Here is a 14,192-nt window from a genome sequence, read left to right on the forward strand (position 1 = left end):
GATATATTTGAGTGTACGATTAGTGCAGGAGATTTCACAACCGGCTGTATGTCCGCATACAGCCGGTTGTGCCTACTATATGGAGGCAAGCAACCTTGAATAAATATCCATTTGAGTTTGACCCGAAACAACCTTTTATACAACAGGCTAGCGATTGGATCGCTGATGTTTTTTATGAGAAGCTGCCTGAAGCTGGTTTTGAAATTAGAGATGAACAAATCTATATGGCTTTTCAATTGGAACGTGCTTTTGCAGATAAACAAACGATATTTGCTGAAGCTGGAGTAGGAACGGGCAAAACATTCGTTTACTTGCTGTATGCGATCACCTATGCTCGTTACACAAGAAAACCAGCAATTATTGCTTGTGCCGATGAATCCTTAATTGAGCAGCTTGTAAAGCCTGAAGGCGATATTGCAAAGCTAGGAAAATATTTGGATCTAACGATTGATGCTAGATTAGGCAAATCAGCAGATCAATATATTTGCTTGAAAAAGCTGGATAATGCGAGAGCTGGACAAGATAACGCGGAGCTATATGACAATATATATCGAGAACTTCCAAGCTTCATCCATAAGCAGGATTCTATGCAAAGCTTCCATCCATATGGAAATCGCAAGGACTATCCTAGCTTAAATGATGACCAGTGGAACGAGCTGGGCTGGGATGTATTTCAGGACTGCTTAGTGTGTGACGTTAGACATCGTTGTGGTCAAACACTCTCACGTGACCATTATCGCAAATCTGCAGATGTCATTATTTGCTCGCATGATTTCTATATGGAGCATATATGGACATATGATGCAAGAAAACGTGAAGGCCAGCTTCCATTGCTTCCAGAGTACAGCTCTGTAGTATTTGATGAGGGCCATCTGCTTGAAACAGCCGCACAGCAAGCGCTGACTTACAAGCTGAATCATGCTGTTTTTGAAGGAATCGTCATAAGATTGCTGCAAGAAGAGATTCGTGAAACTCTTGCTGTAGCTGTTGAGGATGCGATTGCCCAAAGTGAATTCTTATTTAAAATGTTGAATAAGCACAGCCAGAAGGTTCCTGCTTCGGATCGCAAGGAAATCATTTGGAGTGCGGAGCTTATTCGTGAAATTAATCGTTTGCAGGATACGCTATCGGTTATAGAAGAAGAGCTCGTATTCGAAAGCGGCTTATACACAATTGATACGTATCAGCTAAAAATCGTTGAAGAGCATTTGGAAATGATTCAATTTGCGCTTTCCTTATTCAAGCAAGCGGACAAGCCAATTAGCTGGGTTTCGCAGGATAAAGAAGGAACGTCACTCGTCATCATGCCAAAAGTGGTGAAGGAAGTGTTGAAGGAGCAAGTTTTCTCTCGTAAAATGCCAATCGTATTTTCCTCAGCAACGCTCTCGGTTAACGGCTCATTTGAATATATGATGGACATATTGGGTATGGATAACTCACTATCTTTCTCGGTCCCATCACCATATGACTATGAGCAGCAAATGACTGTGGAGATTCCAAAAGCTGAACAGTTTACGGCGCTTAACGATAAGGTAAATGAAACGTATCGTTTGCTTAAACAATCAGGCGGAAGGTCGCTTATTTTGTTCCCATCGATGGAGCAGCTAGAGCAATTCAAGGCAGAATCGGACAAGCATGCGGATAGTGCGGCTTATACTTTCTTTTATGAGGGCACAAGCGAAATCAGCTATTTGATCGAACAGTTTCAACAGGATGAAGCCAGCATTTTATGTGCAGTGACATTATGGGAAGGTTTAGATATACCTGGTCCATCTCTTTCCCAGGTTATTGTGTGGGAACTTCCGTTTCCTCCAAATGATCCATTATTCGCAGCGAGACGAAATGACTCTGAATCACCGTTCGAACAAGTGGATATGCCGTATATGCTGCTTCGTTTACGACAAGGCATTGGACGTTTGATTAGAACACGTGAAGACAGCGGGAAAATCGTTATTTTCGGCCAAAAAATGAATGATAGCTATGTGCGTGAACAAGTGGAAGGTGTGCTTCCGAAAGGTGTAGCATTAAGTTACTCCTAAAAAGAGAATAAGGTTCAAATAAGGAGAAGGGGAAACCCTTCTCTTTTTTTTATTCCTGCACTTTGAACGAACAGAAGTTTATAACCTACCCATTACGGCAAAAATAGGAATAATTCGACAAAAAACAACAAGGAGTGTATGTACTATGCCTTTACACGATCAGATAAACATTCCTAATTGGACGGTATGCGTACAAGCTGTTGTCACCCTCGTGATTCCTCTTCTTATCTCATCTATCTTTAATCGGTCTCGCCAAGCTGATGATGAGTAATCCGATGAGCGGAAATATTCAAGTGCGGCTGAAAGCCATTCATGAACAAATGGAGTTTCATTCCGATGTTTTGGTGCGTGAGTGCTCAATTGGGGATACGGGTATAAACGCAGCTATCGTTTTTGTAAATGGATTAGCAGATTGTGATTTGATTGATCAGCATATTTTGAGAGCGTTAATGTCTGTTCAAGGAGAAGGCAAAACCGTCTCAAAATCGTTTTTAACCAATCAGATATTAACTGTTAGTCAATTAAGTGAAGTCCATTCTTTAGAAGAAATGCTGCCAAAAGTGTTAATGGGTGCAACAGCAGTGCTCGTTGATGGAATAGATGAAATTATTATCATTGGCACTGCAAGGAGCAAATCCCGAAATATTGAGGAACCAATTTCTGAAGCATTAGTTAGAGGGCCGAGAGCTGGCTTTAATGAGAACTTATCCGACAATACTGCGATTCTAAGAAGACATGGTGAAAATGCCAGCCTATCATTCATGAGCATGTATGTTGGCACACGTGCTAAGAAGCAGCTCATCATTGCTTATATTAAAGATATTGCTGATCCTGAATTAGTCGAAAAGGTCAGGCGCAGGGTAAGCAAGATCGATATTGATAATTTACCTGAATCAGGATACGTTGAGCAGCTCATCGAAGATAATTTTTTAAGTCCGTTTCCACAGGTGCAAAGTACGGAAAGGCCTGATCGGGTCATTGGCGCATTGATGGAAGGCAGGGTTGCTATTCTGCTCGATGGTACCCCTTTTGCGTTGATTGCACCTGTTACATTTAGCATGCTTCTGCAATCACCGGAGGATTATTATGAGCGTTGGATGGTTGGCACATTGCTCAGAATGCTGCGTTTTCTTGCCGCTTTGATCGCGTTATTGACACCAGCGATGTACATTTCCTTTATATCGTTTCATCCTGGCCTAATCCCAACTAAATTGGCTATTTCTATCGTTGGCGCTAGAGAAGGGGTACCTTTCTCATCACTAGTTGAAGCGCTCATTATGGAGGTAGCGATTGAAATATTGCGAGAGGCGGGGCTTCGACTGCCTAAACCAATTGGGCCGGCCATGGGAATCGTAGGAGGTTTGATTATTGGTGAAGCGGCTGTTCGAGCGGGTATCGTGAGTCCAATTTTGGTTATTGTTGTTGCATTAACTGCGATATCATCGTTTGCAATACCACAATACAATGCTGGGATAGCGCTTAGAATGTTGCGTTTTGCTGCTATGTTCTGCGCTGCAGCATTCGGCTTGTATGGCGTAATATTGTTTTCCTTATTGTTATGCGCACATGTCGTCAAGCTTAAGAGCTTTGGCGTTCCCTATGCGAGCCCGGCAGTTCCTTACCGTGTTAAAGATTGGAAAGATTTTATTGTTCGCATGCCTATATTTATGATGAAAAAACGACCTGAGATGCTGCAGCCAAAAGACAATACACGCACGAAGAATTGAATAAATATGGAGTTGGAAGAAGGCTTTATATGAAAAAAATGTCCAATGATCGCATTACAACCGTTCAAACTGCTGTGATCATTTCAAACTTTATGCTGGGTTCAGGAATTCTTACATTGCCTAGAGCTTCTGTTGAAAAAGTAGGGACACCGGATGTATGGATATCGGTACTAATTGGGGGAGCGGTTGCCTTATTAGTAGGCGTGTTTATGGCTGCATTGGCAAAATTACATATCAATCAAACAGTGTACCAGTTTACTCAGAAGCTTCTCGGAAAATGGATAGGAGGCATAATTGGCATAGCGTTTGTTATTTATTTTTTTATGACAGCTGCTTATCAGGTGCGTGTTTTATCTGAGGTTACGGAATTTTTTCTGCTGGAAGGAACGCCTCCATGGGTCATTGTCATGGTTTTTATTTGGGTTAGCTTCTATTTGATGACCAGCGGCATTAATCCGATTGCGAGGTTATTTGAGGTCATTTTGCCGATAACAATCGTTATTTACGTATTAGTCATGTTAATGTCTTTACGGATATTCGAAATCGATCATTTGCGGCCTGTATTAGGGCAAGGAATCATGCCTCCTCTCAGGGGGGTCCAAACCACCTCACTGTCCTTTCTAGGCGTAGAAATCATATTGATTTTAACTGCATTTATGGATAATCCGAAAAAATCGGTAAAAGCCGTCGTCTATGGCACAGCGATTCCGTTCTTTATTTATTTGCTGACCGTAATTATTGTAGTTGGCGGGCTATCGATAGATGTAGTCATTACACGGACGTGGCCAACACTCGATCTTGTACGCAGCTTTGAGCTTTCTGGACTAATATTTGAAAGATTTGAATCGTTTTTTCTTGTCATTTGGATTATGCAAATCTATTCTTCTTTTGTCATTACGTATTATGCTGCAGCCTTGGGATTGTCACAAGTATTCAAAGCAAAAATGATGAAATGCTTATATTTCTTACTGCCCATTGTATTTCTAGTTTCCACGCTTCCCAAAAATACGAGCGCTCTGTTTGTATACGGCAGCTTGCTAGGCAATACCGCTCTTTATTTGTTTGTCTCTATGACCATCATATTGTTTGGTATGACGAAGTGGAAAAAAAGGAGTGTAAAATGATGATGATCCACAGCAACAATCGTGGACGATTTTTACTAGCATGCCTATGCACGCTAACGCTGCTTGTCCAAACGGGTTGTTGGAGCAAGGATGAGATTGAGGATCTTGGGCTATATGTCGGAATAGCGCTTGATGTTGCCAGCAAAACGGAAATTGAGAAAAAAATGGATAAGCTGAGTACCTCAAATCGGAAAAAGGATCTGATCACCTACACGCTGCAAATTATAGATAAACAATCAGAGGGGAAAGACGGTGAATCTTCAGGTGTTGTAACAGCTAAACCTTATATAAATGTTTCGGAGACAGGAGATTCGCTTTTTGAAATGGTTAGAGGATTTTCTGCACGAATGGAGCGGCCTGTAATCGGTCATCATTTGAAGGTGATCGTTATAAATGAGATGTTGTCTCGAAAATACAGCATGAATAATCTCCTTAGCTTTATGTTGAGGGATAATAATATTCGGCCGAATAGCTTAATTGTCATGAGCAGCGGCATGGCTAGAGATGTATTTGAATCAAAAGGTACTAACATTATACCTTCGTTCCGTGTAATTGAGATGATCGGCAATCGTTATCGTACATTGAAGATCATACCTCCGATGTCGCTTATTGCAGTAGAGGGTAAGATGCATGCAAAGTCCAGCTATTTACTTCAAAATATCGTAGCTGCTGAAGGCGAGATTGAATTTTCAGGTGCAGCCGTTATTAAGGGGAAAACCCAAAAATTCAAGGGACTGCTATCGGAGGAAGAATTGTTAGGCATAATGTGGTTGACTGGCGAAGGCAAAGGCGGTTTAGTAAAAAGCTATGATCCTGAAACGAAGCAGGTCATTGCTTATGAGATCAAAACGCTTAAAAGTAAAATAATTTCACAGGTCAAGAATGGAAAAATTAGTTTTCACGTTAATATAGAATCGGATGGTCGACTAATTGAAGAGTGGTTAATTGACAACGTGCCTCTAGATCACAAATTTGTAACCAAGGCTGTACATTCATCAGAGAAGGAAGTAAGCCGACTCGTGAATAGAGCCTTACATAAAATTCAAAAGGAATATAAGACAGACGTTATGGGGTTCGGTACTAAACTAAGCATATCGCATCCAAAAGTATGGCAAAAGGTTAAAGAGGATTGGGATGAAGAATTCAGTCGCATTCCGATTACTTATAGCATTAAACTGGCTATTACGGATACAGGAGCAAAACGTAAGCATTGATCGCTAATTTTGCCGAAAAAATCATCATTTCTGCGGATAAAAAACTGCGTGAAATACATATTTCACGCAGTTTGCTTTTATATCAACTTTTAAGCTATCATAATAGAGTAATGGTCACTTAAATAGAGGGTGAAAATAGGTTTTTTATGGAGGATTTGCTTGCGAATGGGACAACATGAGGTGACGGATAGCTACGGCTTAGAAATGGACTTATTTTCGATTTGGATGAAAAATAAAGGGATGACAAAATCCACACATCAAGCCTACATAAATGATGTTCGTTTTTTTCTACAGACGGTACATCCAACAGAAACAAAAAATATTACGAAAATGGATATTATGCGCTACATGGCAGTTTGCCGTGAGAAGGGGGCAGGGGATGAGGCGCGCAATCGCAAGCTTTCTTCTTTGCGTTCATTTTTTAAAGCGTTGATCGAGATGGAGCATTTGGATGGCAATCCTGCTGCGCTTATCGCAAAGTCCAAGCAGGAGAAAAATCGTATTCCGGTTTACTTGGAAGAAAATGAACTCGAAGCACTTCTGCAAGCCATACAGGGGAAATATTATATTCGCAATGTCGCAATTGTTTTATTAATGTCCTATGCAGGTCTTCGCGTCGGTGAGGTACACCGGATGAATGTACAGGATTTTAGGCAGGATGGATCAATTCATATTCTCGGGAAAGGGCGTAAATGGCGCGTTATCCCATTGCCGGATGCGTTGCAGCATGTATTGAATGAGGCGCTTGCTGAGCGCAAGGAATCCAGGCAGGGTAAGGAGCAGCCGTTTTTTGTATCGCAGTTTGGACGAAGACTATCTATACGAATGATACAGACCGTCGCTGATGAAACGATCAAGCTGCTAAAGGAGACGATGCCTGCGCTTGCGGATAAAAGGCTATCGAGCCATAAGCTGCGGCATTCATTTGCAACGATGCAAATTCGCAGCGGTACAGACATACGAACCTTGCAAGAGCTGCTTGGGCACGCGAGTATTGAAACAACACAAATTTACACGCATATTGATAATAAACAGCTTCGAAATGCGATGAACAACATTTCCAGCAAAATCCCAATGAAATTTCAAAATAAGGTTACATAATAATAATTATGTAAACAAATATCGGATTTATAAAATAATGCAGCAAAAAAAGCTGATGTCAGGTACATGTAGTATCTGACATCAGCTTTTTATATTACTGGACGCCAGCTGCAACCAGATTGCGTCTTTCTTCACGTTCTTCTGGCAGCATGCGAGGGCATGTATAACATTTCACACCATCAACACGACAATCATACATACAGCATGAAGAGCGAAGAACGATTTGTGGACCTCCAGGTGACCACGGATCATCGATATACCGAGGCTTGTGAACAAAAGGGTTCCGTTTTCGATTAAATACCTCAGCAGGCAGACCGAGAATGACCTCAAGATCGCGCTGAACAACTGTCAACAGTGACTGATCATTCATATTATTTTTCAGAAAATCAATTACACCCTGCAGTTGTCCACCGACCTGGTTCCAGATCATGGCGGATTTCACATCGGCGCTTATGGCTACAGCTTCGACAATATCGTTAATCTCATCCTTAAAGCTAGTTCGGAAGGCATTCTCTAAAAACTGCTTTCTTTCTTGTTCTTCGGTTGGCACATCTGTCCAGCGAAGCGCATTAATTTTGAAGCCAAGATGAGCATGATCATCGTGTTTCTCAAGCTGATAAGTTAAATTATGTAGCGATAAATCCAAATAACGGTTGTATTGGGCAGCAAAAAATAGATTCGTTATGCACAGATTAAAGAAGGACATGCCTACAAAGGAAGCAGCTAGTTGCATGCCCGTTGCTTGCACCATTTCTCCGGCTTTTATAAGAGTTGCATGAGCAGTTTCTTTGTCATAAAAGCTGGTCGCTGGCAGCTCAAGCAAGGGATGAGCGGCACCTTTCGGAGAAATGTGAAAATATTTTTCTACAAGTGTAAAGTCCATGTCATGTGCCATTTATTTGTGCCCCATTTCGGTTTCTCAAAATATACCTATAGAGTAGGTTTACTCGATAATGATTATCATTATTCCACTCTATAAGTATAGGAGGGGGCTAGCGGACTGTCAATATTAATGGCTCTACAATTGCTTTAACTCGGTTAAGCCCTTCCCACATATCTCCTGGGCCATCGTATATAAGAACATAAGCACCCTTAAACCCAACTCGTTCAACCTCAGTAAGATAGGAGACTAGCTCGTCCTTATCAGGGACACCGGCATCGTCATAGGTAGGCTTAACATGAACTGAGACGCTTAGTGGTGCCGTATCGCCGATTTCACTGATTTTGTCCGCGCTATGATAGTTACCGAAGTCGGTTATAAAGCCTACTGCTTTACCCGCATGCGCAAGCAGCTTAAGACTGCTTTCCGATGTCGACGTAAGCGATTTGAAATTTTCTGTTATAACATGAACATTTCTAGAAGCAGCATATTCAGCTAGCTCGGACATGGAGGAAGCGGACAATTCAATGGCAGCATCATCAGTAGATGAAGCTTCACCAGCAATGACACGAATTTGTTTAGCTCCACTTTGTGAAGCAATATCAATCCAATTCTGAATGAAACTAAGATCTGCTGTTCTTTTAGCCGCATCAACTGTTGTTATGTCGCCATAGTCGAGCAGCAAGGTATCAAACTTAATCGCAGCATTTTCGAAAGAGAGGCGAAGCTGCTCAAGATAAGCCGGTTCTGTTGAAGGGAAATGAAAATGGCAAACTTCAAGCGCTTGATAACCTCTAGCAGCTGCTTCAGCTGGAAGGTCTAGCAAAGTCGTAAGCTGCGGTTGTTCTTGTACACGCGTTTTATGAGTATTCGTTTCGGTATCCCATACCGTCCAGTGAAGAGGTCCAAGATTGCGATGTAAGCTCCATGTGCTGATTGATAGATATGACACTATATATCCCGCCTTTACTATATTATTTAATCCTAAGGCTAGCATAGCACGCAGCAAGCCGAAAAAAAGCTTCGCTTTTGGCATATTACTCCTCTAGTTGGTCATTTTTGTGGGATATTGAAGTTAAAGAATGTATTCAGAATAAATTCATATTTATCCTCACTTTATCCGCACAATCTCTTGTTAGCATGAGGAAAAGAAGCGAGGGAGTGACCAACAATCATGGGAATAAAACAATCGTTAAAGGAAAAAGGTTTGTTTCTGTATAAGTTTTTATATAAGCCTAAGGAAATCGGCAGTGTCATGCCAAGCTCCAAGTATTTGGCCCAAAAGATGGTCGAGAGCGTACCATGGCATGAGGTACTAGCGGCAGCGGAGCTTGGTGCTGGCACCGGTGCGATTACAAAGCATATTCAGGCAGCTGCTCACCAGCAAACTAAAGTTTTGCTTTTTGAGACAGATCCGTATATGTTAAAAACATTGGAAGAAAATTACCCTAATTTTGCATGTTATGAGAACACGACAAACTTGCAAGCAGCCTTAAAGCAGGAAGGAATTAAGCAATTGGACTGTGTCATTAGCGGCTTGCCTTTTTTCAATTTCCATCAGACACTGAGGGATATGCTGATCGCGCAAATTGTAAACTCCTTAAAGGATGATGGATGGTTTGTTGCCTTTCAGTATTCACAGCAAATGAAGAAGCAATTAAGCATACATTTTCATATTGAAAAGATCATTTTTGTACCTATTAATGTTCCGCCTGCTTTCGTCTACGTCTGTAGAAAAAAATAGCCTTTATAAGCATATCGCAGAACTTCATTAAAGGAGGTAAACAAGTGAGCATGACGATTTTGGTTGTTGACGATGATCCGGAAATTCGTGACATTCTTCACATCTATTTAAGGAATGAAGGATATCGTGTAGTGGAAGCTGTCGATGGACAGCATGCAGTTGAGGTTATCAACCGCGAAGCCGTTCATTTGATTATTCTGGACGTTATGATGCCCAAATGGGATGGGATTAAAGCTTGTCTCAAAATTAGAGAGGAACACGATGTCCCCATTATTATGCTTTCTGCAAAGGGCGAAGATATCGATAAAATTACAGGCCTATCCACAGGGGCAGATGATTATGTTACAAAACCGTTTAATCCATTGGAGCTGCTGGCGCGAGTCAAAGCACAACTGCGAAGGCAAACTTTGACGGTCCAGGCGGCGAGTGCTTCAAACGAAATTACGATAGATGCGCTTATCATCAATAAGGATCAGCATTTGGTTACAGTAAAAGGCCAAGAAATAGCGCTAACACCTATCGAATTTGCAATATTGCTGCTGCTCGCATCGCACAGGGGGCAAGTTTTTAATATCGATAAAATTTATCAGAACGTATGGAAGGATCAATCCGCCTTTTACTCCGAAAATACGGTCATGGTTCATATCCGCAATATTAGAGAGAAAATCGAAGAAAACCCTAGAGAACCGAGATATATAAAAACGGTATGGGGAGTGGGATATAAGATTGAAAAATAATGTTAACACTCTGTTAAATGGACTGCGCAGCATACGTGGACTTATGCTGTGGGTGCCAGTCCTTAGCTTTTCCCTCGCCGTGCTCTTTATCGTAGGATTGGATCATTTTACTCGCACACAGTTTGGGTTTATACTTGATAATTTCTTATCGCTGCCTTTATTTTTCGGTATATTTATTTTTATCTTCTTTGTATTTACACGCGGTGTTGTCAATTATTTCAAAGAAATAACATATGGTTTAAATAAAATAGCCAGCGGAGATCTAGAATACCGTGTTCCGCTAAATAGGCAGGATCAATTGGGCAGCGTTGCTCAAAATATTAATCACATGGCACAGCAGCTGCAAACGCAGCTAGAGCGTGAACGAAAGCTGGAACAGTCGAAGATGGAGCTTATCACACATGTTTCGCATGATTTGCGGACTCCGCTTACAAGCATTATCGGTTATTTGGACTTATTGAAATCGCATGCTTTTCAAAATCCAAGTGAACAAGAGCGATTTATAGACAATGCTTTCCACAAGACGCAGCAGCTTAAGAAATTGATCGATGATTTGTTTGAATATACACGTCTGACTGGCGGAGATCAAGATTTCATTAAGCAATCCGTAGATATCAACAAACTAGTAGAGCAGCTTATTATTGAATTTGAGCCTGTTGCTGCCGAGCAGGGAATCATTGTGGTGAAAAGCTTTTGTGCAAGACCGGTCTGCGTCGAGAGTGATACGCAGAAAATAGTCAGAGCAATTGACAATCTTTTAATCAATGCGCTCAAATATTCGATCAAACCGAGTGTGATTACGGTAAAAGCAACCGCATTGAACGATATATTTAGGCTAACCATTGAAAATGAAGGAGCACCGATTAATCCTCATGAGGAAGCACAATTGTTTGATCGTTTTTTTAAGCGGGAGTCGCATGATATTCGCAGCTCTATGCCAGCTGGTACAGGTCTTGGACTTACCATTGCCAAACAAATAGTAGAGATGCACGGAGGAGAAATCGGTGTTGTTCATGACAACGGCTATTATATTTTTTGGATTGAGATGCCGATAAGTTTTGGCTAATTAGCAAATTAGCATTATAATAATACTTAGAGACTGAATAGTCGCAGTTTTATAGAGATTTCTTTATGGAAGGAAAGAGAAAGATGGAAACAAAACGGATTACGACAGATGAGCAATTGGAAGAGGCGTACCTGATTCGAAAAACAGTCTTCGTCAAAGAGCAAGGTGTTGCGGAGGAAGTAGAGCTTGATGAATACGATGCAATCGCTGATCATGTTCTTGTTTATTACGAGAATGTACCTGTTGGAACGGGCAGAGTGCGGATCGTCGATGATATGGCAAAAATAGAGCGGATTTGCGTTTTGGCTTCACACCGCATGCATAAACTAGGCAAAGCAATTATGGACGAGCTTGAGTTGATCGCGCGTGAAAAGGGGCTTAAGAAAGCGAAGCTGCATGGACAAGTTCAAGCAGCAGCTTTTTATGAGAAGCAAGGTTATGAAGTAGCATCCACCATCTTTATGGAAGAGAACATCCCGCATGTTAAGATGGTTAAAGATTTATCACATTAAATAACAAGAATGAAGAGAGCCTGCTCCTGCAGGCTCTCTTTTTTTGAAGAAATTAGACAATTTCTTTGCGATAATGACTGGGAGATATCCCTTTCACTTTTTTGAACATTTTCGAGAAGAGAAGAGGGTCGCTATAGCCGACGGAGTGGGAAATATCAGATACCGAAAGCTGTTGATTGTTCATGAGATCACAAGCTTTAGCCATTCGATAATGCAATAAGTAGGTTTGCGGCGATTGATTTACAACTTCCTTAAATAAGGCGGATAAGTATATGCGGTCTATGCCAATGAGCTTGGCCAGCTCAGTAATGCTTACTTTGGTGTAGTAATTCATTTTGATATAATCGATCGCTTTGCGAACATAAACATCCTTTGCTTTAGGCAAATAACCAATTTGATTAGGCGCAGTCAACATATCGATCCAATCCGAAATAAGGCGATAGAGCAGGCTATGCACGACAAGACCGCTGTTTTTCTCAAGCTCCCCAGCATCATTAAACTGTTCTAACCAAGGCTCAAACCAATTTGCTGGAGCGTACGAGAAAGAAGGGGCCGTTTTGCTTAAGTGGACCTGTTCAAGTAAACCGTCAACACATGTTCCTTGAAAAGCAATCCACGAATAGACCCACGGATCTTGAAGATCCGCCTTCATATGGCATATCGTATTTGGAAATACCATAAAGCCTTGTCCTTTTTTTAAGGCATATGTTTTTCCGTTAATCTGATAGGTGCCTTTGCCTTCATGAATAAATAAAATTTTGTAATGATCCTTAACGCCGGGTCCCCAGCTATAGCCAGCTTCGCAGAACTGCTTCCCGTGATAATAATAGACCAGATCATAATGCTCGCACATTCATTGTCACTTCCTTGATTGAAGGTCTCTAACATATTACATTATGACATATATGACTTGCATGTGGACATTCCTTATTGCAGCAGCGTTAAGCTATACTTTAAAAGAAATGACGTAAGCAAGTATTCATTATAGCATGTTTCAAACAAAGAAATTATTCTAAAAACAAAGGGGAATATGATAAATGCCTTATGCTGCTGATTCATCACGTTATTCCGATATGTTATATAAACGCGCAGGTAAAAGTGGAATTAAGCTGCCTGCGATATCCCTTGGTCTATGGCAAAATTTCGGCGGCAATCAACCGCTTGAAAACTCACGTGCGATGCTGTTAAAAGCGTTCGATCTCGGCATTAATCATTTTGACCTAGCAAACAACTATGGACCGCCTGCCGGTTCTGCTGAAGAAACGTTCGGAGCTGTATATAAGAAGGATTTGGCTCCCTATCGCGATGAGCTTCTAATTTCTACAAAAGCGGGCTATTACATGTGGGAAGGTCCCTACGGCGAATGGGGCTCACGTAAAAATTTGCTGTCCAGCTTGGATCGCAGCTTAACGAGAATGGGACTTGATTATGTCGATATATTTTATTCCCATCGTCCTGATCCAGAAACTCCGCTTGAGGAAACAATGGGCGCGTTAGATCATGCAGTAAGACAGGGTAAAGCTTTGTATGTTGGTTTATCCAACTACAGTGCAGAGCAGACAAGCGCTGCTGTGAAAATTTTGAAACAGCTAGGGACGCCTTGCCTGATTCATCAGCCTAATTACTCAATGCTGAACCGTTGGATTGAAGACGGTTTGCAGGATGTACTTTCTGAGAATGGCATAGGCTCGATCGCTTATTGCCCGCTTGGAAGAGGACAGCTGACGAATAAATATGTCGATAAAATCGAAGCGGAATCGAGTGCAGCTTCCAGCGCGATGAAACCAGAAGTGATCACGGCAGAGCGGGTTCAAAAATTCCGCAGCCTAGAGCAGCTAGCGGCAAGAAGGGGACAAACCTTATCCCAATTGGCATTAACATGGGCTTTGCGTGAAGGTGGAGTTACCTCAGCATTAATTGGTGTCAGCCGTGTAAGCCAGATTGAAGAGAATGTAAAGGCACTGGAAAGTGCTTCGCTGTCTACTGAAGAATTAGCCCAGATCGACGCTATTATGCACAATATTGGAGATATTCCATGGTAATACTCA

13 protein-coding genes are annotated in these 14,192 nt (G+C 41.5%); 10 read left to right on the forward strand and 3 right to left on the reverse strand.

All coding sequences use genetic code 11. The features are described from left to right. Positions 1 to 95: 95 nt before the first annotated feature. The 5 genes from ACIFSR_RS18250 (at position 96) to ACIFSR_RS18270 (ending at position 7,205) form a co-directional block, all read left to right on the forward strand. Positions 96 to 2,039: an ATP-dependent DNA helicase gene (locus ACIFSR_RS18250; protein ID WP_430058968.1), complete on the forward strand. Its 1,944-nt coding sequence runs from the start codon at positions 96 to 98 to the stop codon at positions 2,037 to 2,039. A 275-nt stretch (positions 2,040 to 2,314) separates the two neighbouring features. Continuing rightward, complete coding sequence (locus ACIFSR_RS18255) at positions 2,315 to 3,766, forward strand: spore germination protein (RefSeq protein WP_430058971.1); 1,452 nt, start codon at positions 2,315 to 2,317, stop codon at positions 3,764 to 3,766. A 29-nt stretch (positions 3,767 to 3,795) separates the two neighbouring features. Next, positions 3,796 to 4,890, forward strand: a complete 1,095-nt coding sequence (locus tag ACIFSR_RS18260) for a spore germination protein (RefSeq protein ID WP_430058973.1) — start codon at positions 3,796 to 3,798, stop codon at positions 4,888 to 4,890. Then, entirely contained in the window at positions 4,887 to 6,104 is a 1,218-nt protein-coding gene (locus ACIFSR_RS18265; protein WP_430058976.1) for a Ger(x)C family spore germination protein, read from the forward strand. The genes ACIFSR_RS18260 and ACIFSR_RS18265 overlap by 4 nt, the downstream gene beginning before the upstream one ends. 165 nt (positions 6,105 to 6,269) lie before the next feature. Continuing rightward, entirely contained in the window at positions 6,270 to 7,205 is a 936-nt protein-coding gene (locus ACIFSR_RS18270; protein WP_430058979.1) for a tyrosine-type recombinase/integrase, read from the forward strand. A gap of 94 nt (positions 7,206 to 7,299) precedes the next feature. Here the strand turns inward: ACIFSR_RS18270 and ACIFSR_RS18275 are convergent, their stop codons facing one another. Then, positions 7,300 to 8,100: a (2Fe-2S)-binding protein gene (locus ACIFSR_RS18275; RefSeq protein ID WP_430058982.1), complete on the reverse strand. Its 801-nt coding sequence runs from the start codon at positions 8,098 to 8,100 to the stop codon at positions 7,300 to 7,302. Between the two features lie 97 nt (positions 8,101 to 8,197). Further along, the gene (locus ACIFSR_RS18280) at positions 8,198 to 9,037 is read right to left on the reverse strand and encodes a sugar phosphate isomerase/epimerase family protein (RefSeq protein WP_430058985.1); all 840 of its coding nucleotides are present in this window, start codon (positions 9,035 to 9,037) and stop codon (positions 8,198 to 8,200) included. Positions 9,038 to 9,259: 222 nt separating this feature from the next. Between ACIFSR_RS18280 and ACIFSR_RS18285 the strand changes: the two genes are divergently transcribed. The 4 genes from ACIFSR_RS18285 (at position 9,260) to ACIFSR_RS18300 (ending at position 12,144) form a co-directional block, all read left to right on the forward strand. Beyond that, the gene (locus tag ACIFSR_RS18285) at positions 9,260 to 9,829 is read left to right on the forward strand and encodes a class I SAM-dependent methyltransferase (protein ID WP_339202593.1); all 570 of its coding nucleotides are present in this window, start codon (positions 9,260 to 9,262) and stop codon (positions 9,827 to 9,829) included. Positions 9,830 to 9,879: 50 nt separating this feature from the next. Beyond that, positions 9,880 to 10,566 (forward strand): response regulator, encoded by a 687-nt coding sequence (locus ACIFSR_RS18290; protein WP_430059347.1) that lies wholly within the window; start codon positions 9,880 to 9,882, stop codon positions 10,564 to 10,566. Continuing rightward, complete coding sequence (locus ACIFSR_RS18295; protein WP_339202591.1) at positions 10,556 to 11,632, forward strand: HAMP domain-containing sensor histidine kinase; 1,077 nt, start codon at positions 10,556 to 10,558, stop codon at positions 11,630 to 11,632. Before ACIFSR_RS18290 ends, ACIFSR_RS18295 begins: the two co-directional genes overlap by 11 nt. 83 nt (positions 11,633 to 11,715) lie before the next feature. Then, the gene (locus tag ACIFSR_RS18300; protein WP_339202589.1) at positions 11,716 to 12,144 is read left to right on the forward strand and encodes a GNAT family N-acetyltransferase; all 429 of its coding nucleotides are present in this window, start codon (positions 11,716 to 11,718) and stop codon (positions 12,142 to 12,144) included. A gap of 52 nt (positions 12,145 to 12,196) precedes the next feature. Here the strand turns inward: ACIFSR_RS18300 and ACIFSR_RS18305 are convergent, their stop codons facing one another. Further along, entirely contained in the window at positions 12,197 to 12,997 is an 801-nt protein-coding gene (locus ACIFSR_RS18305; protein WP_339202587.1) for an AraC family transcriptional regulator, read from the reverse strand. Positions 12,998 to 13,181: 184 nt separating this feature from the next. On the opposite strand from ACIFSR_RS18305, the gene ACIFSR_RS18310 reads away from it, so the two are divergent. After that, entirely contained in the window at positions 13,182 to 14,186 is a 1,005-nt protein-coding gene (locus ACIFSR_RS18310) for an aldo/keto reductase (protein WP_430058991.1), read from the forward strand. The last annotated feature ends 6 nt before the right edge of the window (positions 14,187 to 14,192 follow it).

Source organism: Paenibacillus sp. NRS-1760, from assembly GCF_050467785.1.
GTDB lineage: Bacteria > Bacillota > Bacilli > Paenibacillales > Paenibacillaceae > Pristimantibacillus.